This is a genomic window from Streptomyces sp. NPDC052040 (genome assembly GCF_044548405.1).
Classification (GTDB): domain Bacteria; phylum Actinomycetota; class Actinomycetes; order Streptomycetales; family Streptomycetaceae; genus Streptomyces.
This window is the reverse complement of sequence record NZ_JBIUBV010000006.1, coordinates 149,649-169,861: the sequence shown is the minus strand read 5'-3', so window position 1 is coordinate 169,861 and position 20,213 is coordinate 149,649. Positions and strand designations below refer to the sequence as shown.

Here is a 20,213-nt window from a genome sequence, read left to right as displayed (position 1 = left end):
ACCGGAGGAACACATGAGGACGCGCGAGAAGCTGGTGGCCGGTGCGGCCGTCGCCCTGGTGATGCTGACCGGCTGTGCCGGATCGGGCGGGACGGCCGCCGCCGGGAGCACGGCGCCGCCGACCGCGACCGGCAGCCTGGAGGACCTGGCGGCGGACGTGCGCTGCAAGCCCGACATCCAGACCGACGCCGACGAGATCCGCCAGGCCATCTGCACCAACCGGGACGGCAAGTTCGTGCTCGCCACCTTCGCCACCGACCGGGGCCAGCGCGAGTGGATCAACGACGCCAAGGACTACGGCGGTTTCTACCTGGTGGGCCGCAAGTGGGTCGCCGTCGGGGACAACGGGGTGGTCAAGGCGCTGCGCGGCACCCTCGGGGGCGATGTCGAGATCGGCGTGGACCACCATGCGCACGCCGGGCACAGCGGCTGAGGCGCCGGGGCGGACGCAAGAAGGCCGGTGGCGGGATCTCCCGCCACCGGCCTTCTTCGTTCCGGGTGTTCCGAGGCGGTCACCGCCTCAGCCGATCCGGCTCACTGGCACTGACGGCCGGAGTTGACGCAGTTGGCGATCCTGTTCGACAGGCCGCCGGTGGTGATGCTGATGAAGTCGTCGTGGTCGGTGGCCGGTTTGTGGAGCTGTTCCGGGAAACCGTCCACCGCGTAGGCGTTCTTCACCACACCGTTCCGGAGCACCGGCGGGTTGATCTTGTAGACCAGGCGCATCGTCAGCTGCGGGATCGCCTTGAAGCCGTTCTGGCAGTTGCCGCGCGCGTCGGCGAAGGCCACATGCGTACGGTGGTTGGCGCTGTCGATGTTCTGGCCGTCCCAGCAGCTCTGGAAGGCGAAGGTGCGGACCACGTTGCTGCCGCTCGGGCAGATCGGGTACTGCGTGGTCAGCTGGACCCGGTTCTCGAAGCCGGTGCAGCTCCAGTGCGCGTTGGCGTTGGCCAGACCGTTGGTGGTGGTCTTGGCGTCACCGGTGATGATGCGCAGGAACTGGGGCATCGGGACGACCTTGGAGGTCGGGCTGCCGACGTACTTGATCTGGGCCTGTACGGGGGTCAGGATCCGGCCGACGTTGCCTTCCTTGCCGCCGCCGTCGGCGTTCTGGTCGACTTCCTGGCTGCCGTCCTGGACCCGGACCACCGGCCAGTAGTAGGCCGACAGGTCGCTGCGGTTCTGGCAGCTCGTCCCGCCCTGGAGGAACGTGTCGTTGCTGGAGAACGCGTTGATCTTCTGGTTGCCGACGTAGTCGTGCGTGTGGTGCGCGCCGTTGGTCACGCCGGGCGCCACGATGACGTTGTCGGTGTTGTGGTTCTTGTTGGCGTTCACACCGCACCGGGTGATGAAGGTGCCGGCGGATCCGCTGCGCATCATCCGGGGCTTGGCGGCCACGTTCGGCCGGACCCGGGTGATGTCGACGAAGTCCGCGGCCACCGGGCCGTTGCCCGCCTGCCCGCCGATGTTCTGCTGCTGCCCGCCGCCGCTCTGCTGGCCGCCGTTGTTCTGCTGCTGGCCCCCGTTGTTCTGCTGGCCGCCCGCGTTGGTCTGGCTGGCGGGGGTGCCGACACAGGAGGCGAGGGCGTCGAGGCTGCTGGGGGTGGTGCCGCCGGCCCGGGAGATCTCCAGCTTGATCCGGTCCAGGATCACCTTCCGCCGGTCCTGGAGCGGCTGGAGGATGGAGTTCTGGACGAAGCTCGCGTCCCTGGTCTGGGCGTCCCGGGTGGTCGCCAGACGCTGGTAGGCGTCGGTGATCTGGCGGTCCAGGTTGGCCAGTTCACCGGCCACCTCACCGCGGGCGTTGCGGGGCACGTTGGTGAGCTGCTGGCCCACGTCCGGGCAGGAGATGGTCGCCGTCTGCGCGCTCGCGGACTTCGTCTGGTTGCCCCAGGCGTTGTTCGTCTCGTGCGCCGACGCGTAGTAGTTCGCCCAGATCAACCCGCCCCCACCGAGCGCTAGGGCAGCCGAGGCGGCTATGGCCTTGGTGGCCAGCGGCATACGGCGTTTTCGACTGTTGCGTCCCATGGAACTCCTCTGACTTCCTTTCGGGGCGGAGGCGCCCGACAGGGGTGAAGCGGGCCCCCTCTCATACGCAAGAGGCCCATGAGGCGTTCAGAAACCCCTGAAAAACTTGGAAGTTCATGAGATCTCCCGGGGCGCGGGACCGCCGTCCCCGCCCCCGGCCAGCACCTTTCTCTCCACCGCGGGATCGAGCCCCACCGCCGGACGGTCGGAACGGCGTGGCGCGTCCCCGCCGGTGCTCCGCACCCACTCCCAGGTGTCGGCCACCGTCTGCGCCACGGGACGGCAGCGCAGCCCCTCCCGCACCGCCCGGGACACGTCCACGCCGTACAGCCCGGCGTGGAGGTCGCTGTCCGGCGGCAGCCACACCGGCAGCTCGGTCCAGGGACTGATCCCCGCGCCGAGGATCACCTCGGGCGCGGTCCAGCACAGCCGGGCGTCGCTGCCCGTCACCCGTACGCAGGCCTCCAGCAGCTCGCCCATGGTGGCGTGGCCCGGCGGCCCGACGAGGTTGCGGGGCCCGCTCAGCCCCTGTTCCACCGCGCCGAGGATCCACTCGGCGAGATCCCGTACGTCGATGTACTGGAGCGGCAGCTCACGAGGCCCGGGGGCGAGGACCGGACCACCGCGGGCGATCCGGCCGAGCCACCACGGCAGCCGGTGGATGTTCTCGTACGGCCCGAGGATCAGCCCCGCCCGCACCAGCAGCGAGCCCTGCGCGCCGAAGGCCGCCGCGGCGGCCAGTTCGCCGCCCCGCTTGTCCCGCGCGTACTCCGTCTGCTCCGCGTCGGCCGCGGCCCCCTGCACCAGGGGCGCGTTCTCGTCGTAGCCCGGGGAGAGCGGCCAGGCGTAGACCGAGCAGCTCGACACATACACATGGCGCGCCGCCCGGTCCGCCAGCAGCCGGGCGGCCTCGTGCACCGCGCGGGGCGCCGCCGACCAGGTGTCCACGACGGCGTCCCAGGTGCGGGACCCGCCGCCCGGGCCGGACTCCGTGTCCCCGGCGAGCGCGGCGAGCCCGCCGGGTGCGGTGCGGTCGCCCAGCAGTTCCCGCACGCCGGGCGGGGGCCGGTGCCGTCCCCGGTGGAAGACGGTCACCTCCCAGCCCCGTGCGAGCGCCGCTTCGGCGACCGCCCGTCCCGCGAACTCCGTACCGCCCAGGATCAGAAGCCTCATGCCGACGACCCTGCCCGTCCGGGCCCCGGTACGGAACCCGGATCTGCCGACAGGAGAACCGCCGTCGGCCGGGACGGGTCAGCGGCTCGGCGTGTACTTGTAGCCCACCCGCCGTACGGTCTGGATCGTGCGGCGGTACTCGGCTCCGAGCTTGCGGCGCAGCCGGGCGACATGGACGTCGACGGTACGCCCGTCGCCCACGTGCCCGTATCCCCACACCGTGCCCACCAGCTGGTCCCGGGTGTGCACCCGGTGCGGATGGGCGACCAGATGGGCGAGCAGCTCGAACTCCAGATAGGTGAGGTCGAGCGGCCGCCCGGCCACCTCGGCGGTACGGCGCGCGGGGTCGATACGGATGAGCGGCTCCCCGGTGCGGGGGGCGGCGGCCGGTGCGGCGGGGGCGGCGTTCGACGGAAGGCCGGTCGAGTGGTCGGCCGGGTGGGCGGTCGCGTGGTCGTCGTCGGTCGGGAGGTCGGCCGGGAGGCCGGCCGGGTGGCCGTTCGGGAGGTCGGCCTGGCGGCCGCCGTCCGCCGGGTCGGGCACGGCGAACGGCGGGAAGGGCGGGAAGGGCGGACGCTGATCGGCCGGTACGAGGACCAGATAGCCGATCATCGGGGGGCGGCCCGGCAGTTCGGGCAGGGAGTGCGGGGGCACGGGCAGCCAGGTGGCGCCCGGCGGCAGGAAGTCCGGCACATCCACGACCTCGTCCCGGTCCACGGCACGCAGTCGGTGCCGTGCGGAGCCGGTCGGACCGGCGGTCGGGGTGGTCGGGGGCGCGGACGGCAGAGAACGAGGAGTCGCCATGAGGGGTCAGCTCTTTCGCGCGAGGAGTTCGTCGGGAGGGCCGACGGCCGTGGGTTCGTGGCCCGGGACGTCGGGGACGTACGTCGTGCGCGCGGGCCGAAGGCCGGGGTAGCGGCTTTAGAGGGCCCGCGCGTTCCTCGCGCGACAACACACCCGGTCGAAGTCGTGGTGCTGACGGGACGGCCAGAAGGGCTCAAGGTCATGGCGCCCGGTCGCGCTGCATTCCTGGAAGCTGGCCATGGGCCCATTGAAGCAGACGGCCGGGCCCGGCAGCAGCCCTCTCTCACGGACCGGACACCGTCACCCACCGGCCCAGACCCGAACCATGCTGGTTGACCAGCGGATTCGTCCGGCACGGGAGAGCGGCCCGAGGCGCGGCCGCCGTAGGTCGTCCCACCATGCGGACAGCCGGACGCCCACGCGTACGTCAGGGGGCGCCCACCGTGGCCGATGGACGCCCCCTTCAGGGAACATGGGGCGCCGTCAGACGCGGCCGTCCTTCTCCAGGGCGGTGCAGCAGGTGTCCACCAGCAGACGGGTCACCACATACGGGTCCACGTTGGCGTTCGGACGGCGGTCCTCCAGATAGCCCGTCCCGTCCTTCTCCACCTGCCAGGGGATGCGCACGGAGGCACCGCGGTCGGAGACGCCGTACGAGTACTCGTTCCACGGGGCGGTCTCGTGCAGACCGGTCAGACGGTCGTCGATGCCCGCGCCGTAGTTCTTGACGTGGTCCAGGGGCTTGGAGCCCTCGCCGAGCGCCTCGCAGGCGGTGATGATCGCGGCGTAGCCCTCGGGGCCCTCGCGCATCGCCCTGGTCGAGAAGTTGGTGTGCGCGCCCGCGCCGTTCCAGTCGCCCTTGACCGGCTTCGGGTCCAGGGTGGCGGAGACACCGAAGTCCTCGGCCGTGCGGTACAGCAGCCAGCGGGCGACCCACAGTTGGTCGGCGACCTCCAGCGGGGCGAGCGGGCCCACCTGGAACTCCCACTGGCCGGGCATCACCTCGGCGTTGATCCCGGAGATGCCGAGCCCGGCCTTGAGGCAGTTCTCCAGGTGCGCCTCGACGATCTCGCGGCCGAAGATCTCATCGGCGCCGACTCCGCAGTAGTAGCCGCCCTGCGGGGCCGGGAAGCCGCCCTCCGGGAAGCCGAGCGGACGCGGGCCGTCGAAGAAGGTGTACTCCTGTTCGATGCCGAAGACCGGCTCCTGCGCGGTGAACCTGGCGGCCGTCTCGGCCAGCGCGGCACGCGTGTTGGAGGGGTGCGGGGCCATGTCCGTGTCGAGGACCTCGCACAGCACCAGGATGTGGTCGCCGCCGCGGATCGGGTCGGGACAGGAGAAGACCGGCTTGAGCACGCAGTCCGAGGAGTGGCCCTCGGCCTGGTTGGTGGAGGACCCGTCGAAGCCCCAGACCGGCAGTTCGGCGCCCTTGGCACCGTCGGCCAGAATCTTCGTCTTGGAGCGCAGCTTGGCCGTCGGCGCGGTGCCGTCGATCCAGATGTACTCAGCCTTGAAGGCCACGGGCCACATCCTTCGGGTGGTTCTTGGCGCACTCGCGGATGCTGCGGCGCCGCACTGTTCCTGCGGGCAGTGTGCCAACAGGCGATTTCTCGCCGATTGCCCGCACGTGAACCGCGTGTTACCCGAGGGGGCAGGGGACCGGTGGCTCGTACGCGAGGCCGGGGGTCCGCTACGAGGCCGGGGGTCCGCGTCCGAGTGCGTCCGCGCGGCGCTCGGACGCGCCCGCGGGTCACGGGACCCGCCGTTCGTGGCCGCGAACGACGGGCCCCGCACCCTCATGTCCGGGAGGCCGGAACCCACCCCCTCCCGGAGCCTTCGAGCGGCCGGGCTCAGCCCACCTTCTCGATCCGCGCATGGCGGATCAGGAACTTGCCGGGCTCGCGGACCTGCTCGAACGCCGCGTTGTTCAGCAGCACACAGCTGCCCGAGGGCGAAGTGACCGTCACCGTCGTGGACTTGTTGTTGTCCAGATTGATGACCTTCAGCTTGGTGCCCGAGGGGAACTGGCCGCTGGACGCCGCGGGGGCGCCGCTCTCACCGGAGAGCGTCACGGTCGAGCCCTTGCAGACCTGCTCCCCCGAGGCGGCCCCGCCGTTCCCGGCACCACCGGCCTTCCCGGCACCGCCCGCCTGCCCGGCCTTTCCGGCCTGTCCGGACTGCCCGGCCTGAGGGTCCTGAGCCGACCCCCCGGCCTGCGCCGAACCCCCGGACTGCATCGAGCCCCCGGACTGCATCGAGCCCCCGGACTGCATCGAACCACCGGACTGCGCCGCCCCGCCCGCCCCGGTGGACTCGCCGACCTTGCAGCCGGAGTCCGCCTGCTGACGCTTGATCAGGGAGAGCACCGCCTCACGGTTGGCGATCCGGGCCGCCGACTGGGCGTCCGGGTGGGCCCGCTGATCGGCGATGAACGCCTCGTTGTTGCCGAACGCGGTGGCCAGGCCCTGACAGGCCGTGGAAGTGGCCGCGGTCTGCACATTCGCCGCGTTCGAGGTGGCCGCGAGGGCGAAGGCCCCGCTGCCCGCCACGGCGACGGCGGTGACCGTCAGCCCGATCTTCTTCCTCGTGCTGAGGGTCCTCCTGCGCGACATACGCGCCTCCTGTCCCCGGCCGCCTGATGCGACGGCCGGTCGCTTTGGGTACGCCGCTAAGTACGGGACCCCGGACGGGGATGCTCAGCGGTCGCGCAAGTCGCCCAAGTAACGTGGATCACACCGCAGTTGAGGTCGACGGTCCCGCGTACCACCGGGGCGGACACGGCGGCACGCACCCGGGACGCCCCGCCCTGTTCGAATTTGAGAGACCCCACGAACCTCATCCCCCAGCTCTGTCAACTGGGCCCCAAGCTCCCACCCCACCAGGGCATTTGATGCCCTACGCAGACTCCCTCGATGTCAGTGGCGGCCAGTAGAATGGAGGCAGTGTTCGAGGGAGTTGCCGGGTGTCCTGACGACTCCCTGACCGCGACAGGAGGATGCCCGTGCCCGCTGCCGCACCGCAGAAGCCACAGCCGAAGCCCACCCAGTCCACCGCCAGAAGGCCGGTCCTGCTGGACCTGCCGTACGCACCGCTGGAGAGGAGCCCGCTCCCGCCGGGGCGGGACCGCGGCTGGTACATCACACACAACCGGCGCCTGAAGGCGATGCGCCTCGCCATCGCCCTGCTGGACTCCGGGGTGTACGTGCCGAACCAGGCCCGCGACGAGACGATCCGCAGCACCGCGCTGAAGATCGGAGTGCACCCGCCGTCGGACACCACCTGCCACATGGTGCGGGAGCTGATGCGCTACTGCCGCTGACCCGCCGACGCGGTACGGCCGCCGGGCCGGGCGCCTCCCGTCATGGGGGTGCCCGGCCGGGCGCCGTCACCCGGAGTGCCGTATCCCGCATGCGGACGGCCGCCGTCCGGTCCTTCATGGAGGGATGAGACGGCATCGGGAGCCGTCGCGGAAAGGCGGACCAGGCGATGGCACACCACGCACACACCCCCACGCCACCGAGCCTCACGCCACCGACCCCCACGCCGCCGAGCCTCACGCCACCGAACCCGACGGCGGCCGAACCGCACTTCCGCACCACCTCCCACGCCCCCTGCCGAGCTCTCCGCCCGGTCACCGGCACCCTCGCCCCGCGCTGTGCTCTCCGGCCCCCGGGGCGGCCCCCGACCCGCACGGGCCCCCGCCCCACCGGCCCCTACGGCCCCCGCACCGGCCCGGGCCCCACGACCCCCCGGCCCGCGTAGAAGCCCCGGAACCCGTACGGCCGCGCCAGGCAGCCGAAAAGCAGATGCACGGCCCGTGACCGCCTCCCTACGCTGAAGGTGCGCTCGCGGCCACCCCCGCCGCTCCCCGGAGCCGGTGCAGCCCGTTGACCAGGCACCGGAACCGGGGCGGGAGCTGCTCGCACCCCGGCGGCCGCCCACCCTCGGCGGCCCCGCCGGAAAGCGTCGGCACCACCCCTCACCACGCCACGGAGTCCCGTCATGGGCACCATCGTCATCGCCGGAATCGTCGTCCTCGTCCTGCTGGGTTTCGGCCACCACGCCTGGTGGCTCGCCGCCCTCGTCCTGCTCTTCCTCTACGCCCAGTACGGACGGCGTTCGTCCTCGGCGGCCCCGGGCGCGGGGGCCGCCCCGGGCTCGGCGGCCACCTACCAGCAGTACCGCCGACGGCGCGACCAGCAGGCCAAGTGGGAGCGCCGCTACCGCCGTGAGCGCCCTTTCGAGACCCGGCGCCAGGAGCGCGGGAAGAGCGGGTGAGGCCCAGGGGCGGGCCCCCGCCCCCCCCCCGGGGGGCCCCCCCCCCCGGCCCCCCGCCCCGGGGGGGGGGGGCCCCGCGGGGGCCCCCCCCCCCCCCCCCCCCCACCCACACCCACCCCCCCCCCCCCCCCCCCCCCCCGCGCGCCCGGGCGGCGGGGGGGGGGGGGGGGGGGGGGGGGGGGGGGGGGGGGGGGGGCCGGGGGGGGGCCCCCCGGGGGCCCCCCGCCCCCCCGCGGGGGCCCCCCCCACAGCGGGAACCAGCGGCTCAGGTCCTGCTCGATCCTGAGGTCCCCCGCCAGCGCCGCCCTCACCTGCAACTCCAGTGCGTTGTCCCGCCGTTGACCGCCGCCGGGGAGCGGGGCGAAGGGATAGAAGGTGCCGCGCTTGTAGAGATAGACCAGGGCCAGCTTCCGGCGGGGGCCGCCCCCGTGGCGGCCCCCGCCCTCCTCGTCCCCGTCCGCGTACTCGAAACCGGCCAGCGAGCACAGCAGCTGCGGCCCGAAGCCGTTGACCTCCATCGAGCTGTTCACCGCGTGCAGATCGTTGACCAGCTCGGGCAGTTGGCCGGGGGAGCGCCGGGAGACCAGCCAGGAGTAGCCGAAGTCGTCCCGCGTCAGCTCCACCGGCGGACCCGTGCGGTCGGTGTCCGCGTCCAGGAGCGCCTGGACCTCCCGGTGGGTCTGCTCGAAGGCCGCGCCCTCCACGGTGGCGAAGCACACCGCGCCGCTGCCCGTCGGCGTGAACCCGGCCGCCGCCTCCAGGGTCAGGGCCGCCGACGGCAGCGCGAACAACTGGTCGAGATCGGGCGCGACGGGCTTCGTACGGCCCAGCAGGATGTCCAGCAGCCCCAATGTTCAGCCCGCCTTCCGCGGTCCCGTGCCCCGCTCGCCACCCACCACCACTGTCCCCCCGGCCCGCTCGTCCCCCGCCGGCCGCTCAGCCGGTCTTCCCGGGCGTGGCCGCCTCGCCCAGCTCCGAGGAGATCCGGCCGAGCTGCTCAAGCCGCTGCTGCAAGGTCGGGTGGGTGGAGAAGAACCGCTCGATGCCGGGCTCCTTGCCGGTCGCCGGGGTGAAGTAGAAGGCGTTGAAGGCCTGCGCCGTACGCAGGTCCTTGGTCGGGATCCGGGCGATCTCCCCGGAGACCTTGGTGAGCGCGGAGGCCAGCGCCGACGGGCGCCCGGTCAGATGCGCCGCCGCCCGGTCGGCCGCCAGCTCCCGGTACCGGGACAGCGCCCGGATCAGCAGGAAGCTGATCGCGTACACGGCCGCGGAGACACCCAGCACACCGGCGAAGACGACGGCGGTGTTCTGGTCCCGGCGGCCGCCGCCGAAGAGCTGGGAGTAGAAGGCGAACCGCACGATCAGACCCGCGATCACCCCGAGGAACGACGCGACCGTGATCACGGCGACGTCCTTGTGCGCCACATGCGACAGCTCGTGCGCGAGGACACCCTCCAGCTCGGCGGGGTCGAGCCGCCGCAGCAGGCCCGTGGTCACACAGACCACGGCATGGTCGGGATTGCGCCCGGTCGCGAACGCGTTCGGCATGTCCATCTGGGACACGGCGACCACCGGCTTCGGCATGTCCGCGATCGCGCACAGCCGGTCCACCACCGCGTGCAGCTCGGGATACTCCTCGCGCTCCACGACCCGTCCGTGCATGGCGAACAGCGCGATCCGGTCGGAGAACCAGAACTGCGCCACGAACATCGCGCCCACCAGGACGACGACCAGCAGCCAGGACTTCAGCAATACGATCAACGCGGCCACAAAGCCCACGTACAGCAGCCCGAGCAGGAACAGCGTGACCGTCATCCGCACGGTCAGCCGCCGGTCGCTCCGGAAACGGCTCTGCATCTGCATCACCCCGCAGTCAGGCACTCGTCCCACCCCCATTGTGCGCCCCCCACGGCCCATGAACCGGTCCCGAACAGCACCACAGCAGGCAAAGAGTCCCTTACCGGACCCTTCCCGGCCCCGGTCCACCCCCGGAAACACGGCGGAGCCGCCACCCCGAAGGGTGACGGCCCCGACACACAGACGGAAAAGCGTCTGTCACACGTCGAAGTACAGCTCGAACTCGTGCGGGTGCGGGCGGAGCTGGAGGGGGGCGATCTCGTTGGTGCGCTTGAAGTCGACCCACGTCTCGATCAGGTCGGTCGTGAAGACGTCGCCCTGGAGCAGGAACTCGTGGTCGGCCTCCAGGGAGTCCAGGACCGCCGGGAGCGAGGTCGGGACCTGCGGGACGCCCGCGTGCTCCTCGGGGGCCAGCTCGTAGAGGTCCTTGTCGATCGGCTCGGCCGGCTCGATCTTGTTCTTGATGCCGTCGAGGCCCGCGAGCAGCAGGGCCGAGAAGGCCAGGTACGGGTTGCCGGAGGAGTCCGGGGCACGGAACTCGACGCGCTTGGCCTTCGGGTTCGAGCCGGTGATCGGGATACGCATCGCGGCGGAGCGGTTGCGCTGCGAGTACACCAGGTTGACCGGCGCCTCGAAGCCCGGCACCAGGCGGTGGTACGAGTTCACCGTCGGGTTGGTGAAGGCCAGCAGCGAGGGGGCGTGCCGCAGGATGCCGCCGATGTAGTAGCGGGCGGTGTCCGACAGGCCCGCGTAGCCCTGCTCGTCGTAGAACAGCGGGTCGCCGTTGCTCCACAGCGACTGGTGGACGTGCATGCCCGAGCCGTTGTCGCCGAAGATCGGCTTCGGCATGAAGGTCGCGGTCTTGCCGTTGCGCCAGGCGACGTTCTTCACGATGTACTTGAAGAGCTGGAGGTCGTCGGCCGCGGCGAGCAGCGTGTTGAACTTGTAGTTGATCTCGGCCTGGCCGGCGGTGCCCACCTCGTGGTGCTGGCGCTCGACCTTCAGGCCGTTCTTCTCCAGCTCGAGGGAGATCTCGGCGCGCAGGTCGGCGAAGTGGTCGACCGGCGGGACCGGGAAGTAGCCGCCCTTGTAGCGGACCTTGTAGCCCCGGTTGTCCTCCACGGCACCGGTGTTCCAGGCCCCGGCCTCGGAGTCGATGTGGTAGAAGGACTCGTTCGCGGTGGTCGCGAAGCGGACGCTGTCGAAGACGTAGAACTCGGCCTCGGGACCGAAGTAGGCCGTGTCGGCGATCCCGGTGGAGGCGAGGTAGGCCTCGGCCTTCTTCGCCACGTTGCGCGGGTCGCGGGAGTACTGCTCGCCCGTGATCGGGTCGTGGATGAAGAAGTTGATGTTCAGCGTCTTGTCACGGCGGAAGGGGTCGACCCGGGCGGTCGACAGGTCCGCGCGCAGCGCCATGTCGGACTCGTGAATGGCCTGGAAACCACGGATCGAAGATCCGTCGAAGGCCAGCTCCTCGTCCGGGTCGAACGCATCGACGGGCACCGTGAAGTGCTGCATGACGCCCGGCAGGTCGCAGAAGCGGACGTCGATGAACTTGACGTCCTCGTCCGCGATGAACTTCTTGGCCTCGTCGGCGTTCTGGAACATCCAGCTCCTCCTACTCCCGGCCCGTCCGTGCCGGGGTGGTAGTTCGTTTGTGCGGCCAGTGCGGTGGCACACGCTGTAGCCGACCATAGGGACGAGGGATTTCTCGGGCGTGACCCGTTTGTTTCTCCCAGGTTAACCGGCTGGTGGTCCGTGTACCCCACCTTCCGGTGTCCGAATTCGGGCGCAGTACCGTGGTCGGGTGGACAACAGGCAAGCAATCGGATCGTGGCTCTCGGGTCCCCGCGCGGCCATGGAAGACGCCGGGGCGGACTTCGGGTACCGGGGAGAGCAGCTGGGCCTGCCCGAGGAGGGGCCGGGCTCGATCGCCCGCCCGGGCCGCCGGATCGGCGCCCTGGCCGTGGACTGGGGCCTGTGCGTGCTGATCGCATACGGCCTGATCACGGACGGCTACACCCCCGCCACGCCGAACTGGGCGCTGCTGATCTTCTTCGTGCTGAGCGTCCTGACGGTCGGCACCATCGGCGTCACTCCCGGCAAGCGGCTGTTCGGCATCCGGGTCGTCGGGGTGGACACCGGCCGGGTGGCCCCCCTGCGCACCCTGACCCGCACGGTCCTGCTCTGCCTGGCCATCCCCGCCCTGATCTGGGACCGGGACGGCCGCGGCCTCCACGACCGCGTAGCCAAAACGGTGGAAGTCCGCATCTGACCCCCCGGGGCCGCGCCCCGTAAGGGGCGCGGGGAACTGCGCGAGCACCCCCCACCGGCCCGCACTCCCCGATCACCCCCGCAGGACCACCCCCTCAGGGGCGCGGGGAACTGCGCAAAAAAGGGACCCCCGGAGAACCTCAGCTCTCCAGGGGCCCGAAGCCCAGACCTCGCAAGGCCGGCGTCGGCGCTACCGCTGACGACCGCCCCGCGGCATCCGCATGCCCTTGGGCAAAGGCCCCTTCGGCAGCGGCATGTTCGACATCAGATCCCCCAGCGCCCGCAGCCGGTCATTGGTCGCGGTCACCTGCGGCCCACTCAGCACCCGTGGGAACTTCAGCATGGTGGTGCGGAGCTTCTTCAGCTCCACCTGGCCGTCGCCCTGACCGACGACCACGTCGTGCACCGGCACGTCCGCGACGATCCGGGCCATCTTCTTCTTCTCCGCGGCCAGCAGGCTCTTCACCCGGTTCGGGTTGCCCTCGGCGACCAGCACGATCCCGGCCTTGCCGACCGCGCGGTGCACCACGTCCTGGCTGCGGTTCATCGCGACCGCGGGAGTGGTGGTCCAGCCGCGGCCGATGTTGTCCAGGACCGCCGCGGCGGCGCCGGGCTGGCCCTCCATCTGCCCGAATGCGGCACGTTCGGCCCGGCGTCCGAAGACGATCGCCATCGCGAGGAAGGCGAGCAGGAGGCCGAAGAAGCCGAGATAGTAGGGGTGACCGATCAAGAAGCCGATCGCGAGGAAGACACCGAAGGTGACGATTCCGACAGCCGCGAGTACAAGACCGATCTTGGGGTCGGCCTTGCGGGTCATCTTGTAGGTCAGGGCAATCTGCTTCAGTCGCCCGGCGTTCGCAGCGTCCGCTGCCGGTTCCTTCCTCGCCATGCCACGAAGTCTACGTGGCCCGGGAGGCGCCCACGACGGCAGTGCCGGGGTGGGTGGGAGGTGGGGGAGCGGTGGGGACGCTCCGGGGCCGGGCGGGGAGTGCGGGGGAGTGCGGCCGGTCGCGCTAGGAGCGGATGCGGGACGGTGCCGCGGAGTCGAACACGCGCTGCGCCTCGACGCGGTCCTTGGCGCGGCGGCGGTCCTCCAGGACGGAGGTCCAGGCGTTCTGGCGGGCGGTGCGCTGGCCGCTGCTCATGAGCAGCGATTCGATGGCACGGAGTGCATCGGTGAAGGACGGGATGGCGGTGGCGCGTACGGGCGCGGCCTGCATGGTGGAGGTCCCCCCTGGGGTCGGCGGCTCGGACAGGAGTTGTACGTGGTGTGAGTCCAGCGTCACTGTTTGGTGTTACCAGGGCGTGACCGACCGGTCAAACGCCAATGAAACCTTGATATGAGCCGCCAAAAGCCTGACGCGGCCCTGACGGCCCCGCACGCTGCGGGGACGGTCGGGACCGCGTCCACCGGCCGCTGCCGGAGAGTAGTCGCTTGTGTGCGGATTCACACCCGAAAAGTGGCACGGGGTGCCATCGCCCGGGTGTGAACCGGGTGTCGTCGGCAGGTGCGGACGGGCGTCACGCTGCCTGCGAGGACGGTGTCAGCCCGCGCGGTGTCACACCGCCTGCGAGGCGATGTACGTGCCGCGCTTCTCCACGGCCATCTGGTACAGCCGTCCGGCGCGGTACGAGGAGCGGACCAGCGGGCCGGACATCACACCGGAGAAGCCGATCTGCTCGGCCTCCTCCTTCAGCTCCACGAACTCGTGCGGCTTGACCCAGCGCTCCACGGGGTGGTGGCGCACGGAGGGGCGCAGGTACTGGGTGATGGTGACCAGCTCGCAGCCCGCCTCGTGCAGCTGCGTCAGCGCCTCGCTGACCTCCTCGCGGGTCTCGCCCATGCCGAGGATCAGGTTGGACTTGGTCACCAGGCCGTAGTCGCGGGCCTCGGTGATGACCTTCAGGGAGCGCTCGTAGCGGAAGCCGGGGCGGATGCGCTTGAAGATCCGCGGCACGGTCTCGACGTTGTGCGCGAAGACCTCGGGGCGGGCGGAGAAGACCTCCGCGAGCTGCTCGGGGATCGCGTTGAAGTCGGGGGCGAGCAGCTCCACCTTGGTCCGGCCGCCCTCGCGGTCCGCCGTCTGCGCGTGGATCTGGCGCACCGTCTCCGCGTACAGCCAGGCGCCGCCGTCCTCCAGGTCGTCACGGGCGACACCGGTGATGGTGGCGTAGTTCAGGTCCATGGTGACCACGGACTCGCCGACGCGGCGGGGCTCGTCGCGGTCCAGCGCCTCGGGCTTGCCGGTGTCGATCTGGCAGAAGTCGCAGCGCCGGGTGCACTGGTCACCGCCGATGAGGAAGGTGGCCTCGCGGTCCTCCCAGCACTCGTAGATGTTGGGGCAGCCGGCTTCCTGGCAGACCGTGTGCAGGCCCTCGCTCTTCACGAGGTTCTGCATCTTCGTGTACTCGGGACCCATTTTCGCCCGGGTCTTGATCCACTCGGGCTTGCGCTCGATGGGGGTCTGGCTGTTGCGGACCTCCAGGCGCAGCATCTTGCGTCCGTCGGGTGCGACTGCGGACACGTCGGCTCCCTGCCTGTCTGCGTAGACTTCGATTCTTCGGCGTACACAGCGTACGCCCGTGATGTGTGCGGCTCCGTGTGTGGGCCAACCTCCGGCAGAGGGGGTGCATTCCCCGCCGGAGGCCAGGGCGACGGTCAGGCCGACGCCTTCTCGACCTCCCGCGGCCTCAGCTCTGCGTTCTCCAGGACGTCCTTGAGGTGGCGCTCCACCACCGGCAGCACCTCCGCGATGGTCACGTCCCGGCCCAGCTCGTTCGCCAGCGAGGTGACGCCCGCGTCCCGGATCCCGCAGGGGATGATCCGGTCGAACCACACGTTGTCGGGGTTCACGTTCAGGGCGAAGCCGTGCATGGTGACGCCCTTGGCGACCCGGATGCCGATCGCTGCGATCTTGCGGTCCTCCCGGCGCTGGCCGGCGTTGGAGGGCGCGTACTCCGGACCGTTGAGCCGGGGGTCGAACTCCTCGTCGGCCAGTCGCGGGTCGAAGTCCAGGGAGAGCCCGCCGAGGGCCGGGCGCTGCTCCACCGGGTCGCCGAGGACCCAGACGCCGCTGCGGCCCTCGACCCGGGTGGTCTCCAGGCCGAAGTCCGCGCAGGTGCGGATGAGGGCCTCTTCCAGGCGGCGCACATGGGCGACGACGTCGACCGGGCGGGGCAGCTTCTGGATGGGGTAGCCCACCAGCTGCCCCGGGCCGTGCCAGGTGATCTTGCCGCCGCGGTCCACGTCGACAACCGGGGTGCCGTCCAGGGGGCGCTCCTCGGGAGCCGTGCGCCGTCCGGCCGTGTAGACCGGGGGGTGCTCCAGGAGCAGGCAGGTGTCGGGAATCTCGTCCGCGAAGCGGGCGGCGTGCACCCGGCGCTGCTCGTCCCAGGCTTCCCGGTACTCGACGGCCTCGGCCCCGAACCCCAAACGGACGAACCGCAGCTCACTCACGGCAAGCGCCTCCCTCGAAGCTTCGTAAGGCGCGAAAGGCGCCCACGCCACTGTACGTCCCGGCCGGGCGGCGGAACCCTCCGGTGGCTCGTCAGCCGGACCGGGCAATCCTCACACGATCGGATGAATGCCCCCGGAACTCTGCGATCACCCGCTCACTCTCCGCTACATTCGCGCCGTCCATGAGGCCATCAGGGCTGCTCACCAAGGAAATGCGGGTACCGCGGGACCCGGAAGGCCTAACCAGGTCTTTCCGGCGGCCGGTGGCGGTGCCCGGAAGGCAGGAGACCGCACCGCAGATGACGGAACGACCCGCGCAGCGCACCCCCAACCGACAGCTCGCCGCGCTCATCGCAGAAGCGGGGTTCTCCAACGCCGGTCTCGCCCGTCGCGTCGACCAGCTGGGTCTCGAACACGGGCTCGACCTCAGATACGACAAGACGTCGGTGACCCGGTGGCTGCGCGGCCAGCAGCCGCGCGGCACCACCCCCGCTCTCATCGCCGAGGTGTTCACCCGCCGCCTCGGACGGCGGCTCACCGCACAGGACCTCGGCCTGGACGCCTGCGCCCCGGTCTACGCGGGCCTGGAGTTCGCCGCCACCCCGGAGGAGGCCGTGGACATCGTCAGCGGTCTGTGGCGCAAGGACTCCGGCAGCCATGCCGAGCTGCGCAAGATCGCCTTCACCCCGGCCGGGCTCGTGGTGCCCAGCCGGGACTGGCTCATCGGCCGGGCCGACGACCGGGTGAGCCGCGGTGAGATGGCCGCCCGGGTCCCCGCCCAGGGCCGCCCCGCGCCCCCCAGGTTCTCGACCGTGCTCGAAGCCGGGGCGTCCGCGCGCCGCCGCGGCCAGGCCGAGCGCGGACCCGGCCAGAAGGTCACCGGCGGGGACATCGCCGCGCTCCGCTCGGTCGGCGAGCTGTTCCGGGCCCTCGACCACGCCTACGGCGGGGGCCACGCCCGCCAGGCGCTGGTGCGCTATCTGGAGCACGAGGCGGAGCCGATGCTCCGCGGCACCTACGGCGAGCAGACCGGCCGACGGCTGTTCGCCGCCGCCGCCGATCTGACCCGGCTCGCGGGCTGGACCTCGTACGACATCGGGGCGCACGGGCTCGCCCAGCGGTACTTCGTCCAGGCGCTGCGGCTCGCCCAGGCGGCGGGCGACCGGATGTACGGGGCCTATGTGCTGATCACCATGAGCCGCCAGGCCGTCTATCTGGGCCACGGGCGCGAGGCCGTCCAGCTGGCCCGCGTGGCCCAGCAGGGCGTGGGCACCACCGCGCCGCCCGTCATCCAGGCGCTGCTGCACTCCGTGGAGGCGCGCGGCCACGGGGTGCTCGGCGAGGTGCGCGCCTGCACCGCCTCGCTGGTGCGGGCCGAGCGGGCGCTGGAGTCCGCCCGGCCGGGCGACGAGGTGCCCCACTGGGTCCGGTTCTTCGACGAGGCGCAGCTCGCCGACGAGTTCGGGCACTGCCACCGGGACCTCCAGCAGTACCGGGCCGCGGTCCAGCACGCCGAGCGCTCGCTCCAGCTGCGGGCGCCCGGCTACGCCCGCAGCCGGCTGTTCTGCCGGGTGGTGCTCGCCACGGCCCGGCTCGGCCTCGGTGAGCTGGACCTCGCCTGCCAGCTGGCGGCCGAGGCCGCCGGACAGGCCTCCGAGATGCGGTCGGTGCGGGCGGTGGAGTACGTACGGGACTTCGAACGGCGGCTGGAGCCGTACCGGGACGCGGCACCCGTGCGCGGGTACCGCGACAAGGTGGCCGCGCTGAGCTGAGCCTCAGGCCGCCGTGGGCAGCGGGTCCGCCAGCCGGGTCGGGCCCGTGCCCAGGTCGGTGAGGAGCGCGGCCGCGGCCCGGCGGCCGGAGTGCAGCGCGCCCTGGACCGTACTGGTGTCCCGGTGGTCGCCGCAGACGTACAGCCCGGCCAGCAGCCGCACCGGGCGGCGCAGATCGTGCGGCGGCCGCATCGCGGGTACGGCCCGCGCGGTGTGGTGCACGGCGAGCGTCTCCCAGCGCCCGGTCGAGGTGCCGTAGAGCCGCGCCAGATGGGCCCGTACGGCACCGTCCACGTCCTCGGGGGGTGTGCCGAGGACCGTGGAGGAGACCAGGGCGCGGCCCGCGGGTGCCCGGGACGGGTCCACCGCGCTGACCACCGCCGAGTGGGCCACCGGGCCGTCGCGGTCCGCGTCGAGCAGCAGCGCGTCCCCGGTCGCCGGGGGTTCCTCCATGGTGTGGTGGACGACGGTGACGGGGTGGAAGTCCGGCACCCGCAGCCCCGGCAGCAGTTCGGCGGCGGCGGAGGCGTCGGTGGCCAGCAGGACGGCCTGGCAGCGCAGTTCGCCGTGTTCCGCGGTGGTCACCGAGGTGGTGGAGATGGAGGTGACGCGGACCCCGGTGTGCACGGTGCCCGACGGCAGCGCCCGGGCCAGCAGCTCCGGCAGCATCTCCGCGCCGCCCTCCGGCAGGCACAGGCGGCCGCTCGCGAAGGCGTGCAGCGCGAGATCGGCGCAGCGGCTGGACATGGTCAGTTCCGGGTCGCACAGCAGGGCCGCGAGCAGCGGGCGCAGAAAGCCCTCCACGGTGCGGGCGGGGATCCCGCGCGCGGTGAGCGCCTGCCCGGCATCCGACTCGGGCCGGGACAGCAGCCGGTCCAGCGGGGTCGCGGCGATCCGGGACAGGGCCGCACCCAGCCGGGCCTGGTCGAGGGCGCCGCCCAGCGGGGCCCCGGCCGGGCGGGCGCCCGCCGCCGACGGGCGGGTGCCGCGGGGACCCGGCGTCAGGGAGCGGGCCGTACGGGCCGGGCCCGTGCCCTGTCCCGGCCGGGGAACGGACGCCGCGCGCGGGGCGGCGGCCAGGGCACGCACAGCGCTGAGCGCGGTCCGTGCGCCTCCCGCGCCGCCTGCCGCAACGGCGCCTCCCGCGCGGTGGTGGCGCCCCTCGCTGTGCACCAGGACCTCCGGTGCGAAGGGGCGCAGGACAAGATGGTCAAGACCCGGCGTCAGGCCGAGTTCGGGGTACGCGGTGGACAGGAGCTGTCCGATCCGGTCGAGCCGGAAGCCGTCGATCTTCTCGGTCGACATGCGTCCGCCGACGTACGGGGCGGCCTCCAGGACCGCGGTGGAGACTCCTGCGCTGGTCAGCCGGTGGGCCGCCGCGAGACCGGCGACCCCGGCCCCCACGATGACGACGTCCGCCTGATACACGGGCTGTAGCACGTGCCCCTCCTCGAGGTTGTGCGGCCGGTGGAGACGTCATGCCCCCAACTGCCGTGGGAGATACCCGAGTTCGGATCGAGCGTAGATCCGCGAACGGTCAGATAAAGTCGCGCATCGGCAGAGCACGGTCGCACGGTGGTCGCATACGGTCAAATTTGGCAATGCCCTGCCCCTCGTACCCCGGTGGCCACCGCGCACGCACCGTTCTCTACTGCTCCAGGGCGGCCCGCAGCGCCTCCTCGATCCCCGGGAACGCAAAGGAGAACCCCGACTCCAGTAGCCGCTTCGGCACCACCCGCGCACTGCCCAGCACGTCCCCGGACATCTCGCCGAGGGCCAGCCGCAGCGCGGCCGCGGGCACCGGGAAGAGCGCCGGGCGGTGCAGCACCCGGCCCATGGCGTCCGTGATCTGACGATTCGTCAGCGGCTCGGGGGCCGTCAGATTGAACGGGCCGGACAGGTCCTCGCGGTCGATGAGATGGCGCAGCGCCGCCACCTCGTCGTGCAGCGCGATGTACGACCAGTACTGGCGCCCGTCCCCCATGCGGCCGCCCAGCCCCGCCCGGAAGAGCGGGAACAGCCGCTCCCAGGCCCCGCCCTCACGGGCCACCACCAGGCCGGTCCGCGCGAACACCGTCCGCACCCCCGCCTCCTGCGCGGGCGCCGCCGCCTCCTCCCACTCCACGCACAGTGACGGCAGAAAACCGTCCCCGGGCGGCGCCGTCTCGTCGACCGCCCGGTCCCCGGTCTCGCCGTAGAAGCCGACCGCGCTGCCGCTCACGAACACCCGCGGCGGCTCGGCCAGCGAGGCCACCGCCTCCGCCAGTGCCGCCGTGCCCAGCACCCGGCTGTCCCGGAGCGTCTTCTTGTACTCGTCCGTCCAGCGGCGGTCGCCGATGCCCGCACCGGCCAGATTCACCACCGCCCGGCACCCGATCAGCCCCGCCGCGTCGATGTACTGCCCCTCCGGGTCCCAGCAGACCTCGTCCTCCCCCCGGGCCGCGCGCCGCACCAGACGCACCACCTCGTGTCCGTCCGCGGCCAGCGATCGCACCAGGGCACTGCCGATCAGACCGGACGCACCGGCCACGGCGATTCGGGAACGTTCCATGCGCCCATCCTGCCCCGCA

Annotated in this window: 18 protein-coding genes and 1 pseudogene; 5 read left to right on the top strand and 14 right to left on the bottom strand. The window is 72.0% G+C overall.

All coding sequences use genetic code 11. The features are described from left to right. The first annotated feature begins 13 nt into the window (after positions 1-13). Positions 14-433 (top strand): hypothetical protein, encoded by a 420-nt coding sequence (locus tag ACIHAA_RS15230; RefSeq protein WP_399817066.1) that lies wholly within the window; start codon positions 14-16, stop codon positions 431-433. A 101-nt stretch (positions 434-534) separates the two neighbouring features. On the opposite strand, the gene ACIHAA_RS15225 is transcribed toward ACIHAA_RS15230, so the two are convergent. The 5 genes from ACIHAA_RS15225 to ACIHAA_RS15205 form a co-directional block, all read right to left on the bottom strand. Then, complete coding sequence (locus ACIHAA_RS15225) at positions 535-2,028, bottom strand: DUF1996 domain-containing protein (protein ID WP_399817064.1); 1,494 nt, start codon at positions 2,026-2,028, stop codon at positions 535-537. Between the two features lie 114 nt (positions 2,029-2,142). Then, positions 2,143-3,201: an NAD-dependent epimerase/dehydratase family protein gene (locus ACIHAA_RS15220; RefSeq protein WP_399817062.1), complete on the bottom strand. Its 1,059-nt coding sequence runs from the start codon at positions 3,199-3,201 to the stop codon at positions 2,143-2,145. A 78-nt stretch (positions 3,202-3,279) separates the two neighbouring features. Next, on the bottom strand, positions 3,280-4,005 hold the full coding sequence (locus ACIHAA_RS15215; RefSeq protein WP_399817061.1) for a winged helix-turn-helix domain-containing protein: 726 nt from the start codon (positions 4,003-4,005) through the stop codon (positions 3,280-3,282). Between the two features lie 483 nt (positions 4,006-4,488). Continuing rightward, entirely contained in the window at positions 4,489-5,526 is a 1,038-nt protein-coding gene (gene glnII / locus ACIHAA_RS15210) for a glutamine synthetase (RefSeq protein WP_399817058.1), read from the bottom strand. 329 nt (positions 5,527-5,855) lie between these two features. Next, on the bottom strand, positions 5,856-6,617 hold the full coding sequence (locus ACIHAA_RS15205) for a hypothetical protein (protein WP_399817056.1): 762 nt from the start codon (positions 6,615-6,617) through the stop codon (positions 5,856-5,858). A gap of 389 nt (positions 6,618-7,006) precedes the next feature. On the opposite strand from ACIHAA_RS15205, the gene ACIHAA_RS15200 reads away from it, so the two are divergent. Both ACIHAA_RS15200 and ACIHAA_RS15195 read left to right on the top strand, forming a co-directional pair. Continuing rightward, entirely contained in the window at positions 7,007-7,324 is a 318-nt protein-coding gene (locus ACIHAA_RS15200; RefSeq protein ID WP_399817054.1) for a hypothetical protein, read from the top strand. Between the two features lie 683 nt (positions 7,325-8,007). Further along, a complete protein-coding gene (locus ACIHAA_RS15195; RefSeq protein WP_399817053.1) occupies positions 8,008-8,283 on the top strand; it encodes a hypothetical protein in 276 nt (91 codons plus the stop codon). 236 nt (positions 8,284-8,519) lie between these two features. Here ACIHAA_RS15195 and ACIHAA_RS15190 read toward each other — a convergent pair. The 3 genes and pseudogenes from ACIHAA_RS15190 to glnA all read right to left on the bottom strand — a co-directional run. Next, a pseudogene (locus ACIHAA_RS15190) lies at positions 8,520-9,134 on the bottom strand (hypothetical protein); the annotation flags it as partial. Positions 9,135-9,219: 85 nt separating this feature from the next. After that, the gene (gene htpX / locus ACIHAA_RS15185; protein WP_399817051.1) at positions 9,220-10,140 is read right to left on the bottom strand and encodes a zinc metalloprotease HtpX; all 921 of its coding nucleotides are present in this window, start codon (positions 10,138-10,140) and stop codon (positions 9,220-9,222) included. Positions 10,141-10,338: 198 nt separating this feature from the next. After that, complete coding sequence (gene glnA / locus ACIHAA_RS15180) at positions 10,339-11,748, bottom strand: type I glutamate--ammonia ligase (RefSeq protein ID WP_399817049.1); 1,410 nt, start codon at positions 11,746-11,748, stop codon at positions 10,339-10,341. A gap of 199 nt (positions 11,749-11,947) precedes the next feature. Here glnA and ACIHAA_RS15175 point away from each other — a divergent pair, with 199 nt between their 5' ends. Further along, positions 11,948-12,415, top strand: coding sequence for an RDD family protein (locus ACIHAA_RS15175; RefSeq protein WP_399817047.1), 468 nt, complete (start codon positions 11,948-11,950; stop codon positions 12,413-12,415). Between the two features lie 189 nt (positions 12,416-12,604). Here ACIHAA_RS15175 and ACIHAA_RS15170 read toward each other — a convergent pair whose 3' ends face one another. The 4 genes from ACIHAA_RS15170 to lipB form a co-directional block, all read right to left on the bottom strand. Next, positions 12,605-13,303, bottom strand: a complete 699-nt coding sequence (locus tag ACIHAA_RS15170) for a DUF4191 domain-containing protein (protein ID WP_399817045.1) — start codon at positions 13,301-13,303, stop codon at positions 12,605-12,607. 124 nt (positions 13,304-13,427) lie between these two features. Continuing rightward, entirely contained in the window at positions 13,428-13,634 is a 207-nt protein-coding gene (locus ACIHAA_RS15165) for a hypothetical protein (RefSeq protein WP_399817043.1), read from the bottom strand. A gap of 339 nt (positions 13,635-13,973) precedes the next feature. Then, a complete protein-coding gene (lipA, locus tag ACIHAA_RS15160) occupies positions 13,974-14,939 on the bottom strand; it encodes a lipoyl synthase (RefSeq protein ID WP_399817041.1) in 966 nt (321 codons plus the stop codon). A gap of 134 nt (positions 14,940-15,073) precedes the next feature. Beyond that, on the bottom strand, positions 15,074-15,871 hold the full coding sequence (gene lipB / locus ACIHAA_RS15155) for a lipoyl(octanoyl) transferase LipB (RefSeq protein ID WP_399817039.1): 798 nt from the start codon (positions 15,869-15,871) through the stop codon (positions 15,074-15,076). Positions 15,872-16,170: 299 nt separating this feature from the next. Here lipB and ACIHAA_RS15150 point away from each other — a divergent pair, with 299 nt between their 5' ends. Next, positions 16,171-17,643 carry a regulator gene (locus ACIHAA_RS15150; RefSeq protein WP_399817037.1) on the top strand — a complete coding sequence of 491 codons (1,473 nt, stop codon included), beginning with the start codon at positions 16,171-16,173 and terminating at the stop codon, positions 17,641-17,643. A 3-nt stretch (positions 17,644-17,646) separates the two neighbouring features. Here ACIHAA_RS15150 and ACIHAA_RS15145 read toward each other — a convergent pair whose 3' ends face one another. Together ACIHAA_RS15145 and ACIHAA_RS15140 are read right to left on the bottom strand one after the other, a co-directional pair. Beyond that, the gene (locus tag ACIHAA_RS15145) at positions 17,647-19,083 is read right to left on the bottom strand and encodes an NAD(P)/FAD-dependent oxidoreductase (RefSeq protein WP_399817036.1); all 1,437 of its coding nucleotides are present in this window, start codon (positions 19,081-19,083) and stop codon (positions 17,647-17,649) included. A gap of 208 nt (positions 19,084-19,291) precedes the next feature. Continuing rightward, complete coding sequence (locus ACIHAA_RS15140; protein ID WP_399817034.1) at positions 19,292-20,194, bottom strand: TIGR01777 family oxidoreductase; 903 nt, start codon at positions 20,192-20,194, stop codon at positions 19,292-19,294. Positions 20,195-20,213: the final 19 nt, after the last annotated feature.

Excerpts from the sequence above, each read along its gene's own strand:
- ACIHAA_RS15205 (WP_399817056.1), bottom strand. The coding sequence starts at position 6,617 with ATGTCGCGCAGGAGGACCCTCAGCACGAGGAAGAAGATCGGGCTGACG.
- glnA (WP_399817049.1), bottom strand. The coding sequence starts at position 11,748 with ATGTTCCAGAACGCCGACGAGGCCAAGAAGTTCATCGCGGACGAGGAC.
- ACIHAA_RS15165 (WP_399817043.1), bottom strand. The coding sequence starts at position 13,634 with ATGCAGGCCGCGCCCGTACGCGCCACCGCCATCCCGTCCTTCACCGAT.
- ACIHAA_RS15220 (WP_399817062.1), bottom strand. The coding sequence starts at position 3,201 with ATGAGGCTTCTGATCCTGGGCGGTACGGAGTTCGCGGGACGGGCGGTC.
- ACIHAA_RS15225 (WP_399817064.1), bottom strand. The coding sequence starts at position 2,028 with ATGGGACGCAACAGTCGAAAACGCCGTATGCCGCTGGCCACCAAGGCC.
- ACIHAA_RS15150 (WP_399817037.1), top strand. The coding sequence starts at position 16,171 with ATGACGGAACGACCCGCGCAGCGCACCCCCAACCGACAGCTCGCCGCG.
- ACIHAA_RS15230 (WP_399817066.1), top strand. The coding sequence starts at position 14 with ATGAGGACGCGCGAGAAGCTGGTGGCCGGTGCGGCCGTCGCCCTGGTG.
- ACIHAA_RS15170 (WP_399817045.1), bottom strand. The coding sequence starts at position 13,303 with ATGGCGAGGAAGGAACCGGCAGCGGACGCTGCGAACGCCGGGCGACTG.
- ACIHAA_RS15215 (WP_399817061.1), bottom strand. The coding sequence starts at position 4,005 with ATGGCGACTCCTCGTTCTCTGCCGTCCGCGCCCCCGACCACCCCGACC.
- htpX (WP_399817051.1), bottom strand. The coding sequence starts at position 10,140 with ATGCAGAGCCGTTTCCGGAGCGACCGGCGGCTGACCGTGCGGATGACG.
- ACIHAA_RS15195 (WP_399817053.1), top strand. The coding sequence starts at position 8,008 with ATGGGCACCATCGTCATCGCCGGAATCGTCGTCCTCGTCCTGCTGGGT.
- ACIHAA_RS15140 (WP_399817034.1), bottom strand. The coding sequence starts at position 20,194 with ATGGAACGTTCCCGAATCGCCGTGGCCGGTGCGTCCGGTCTGATCGGC.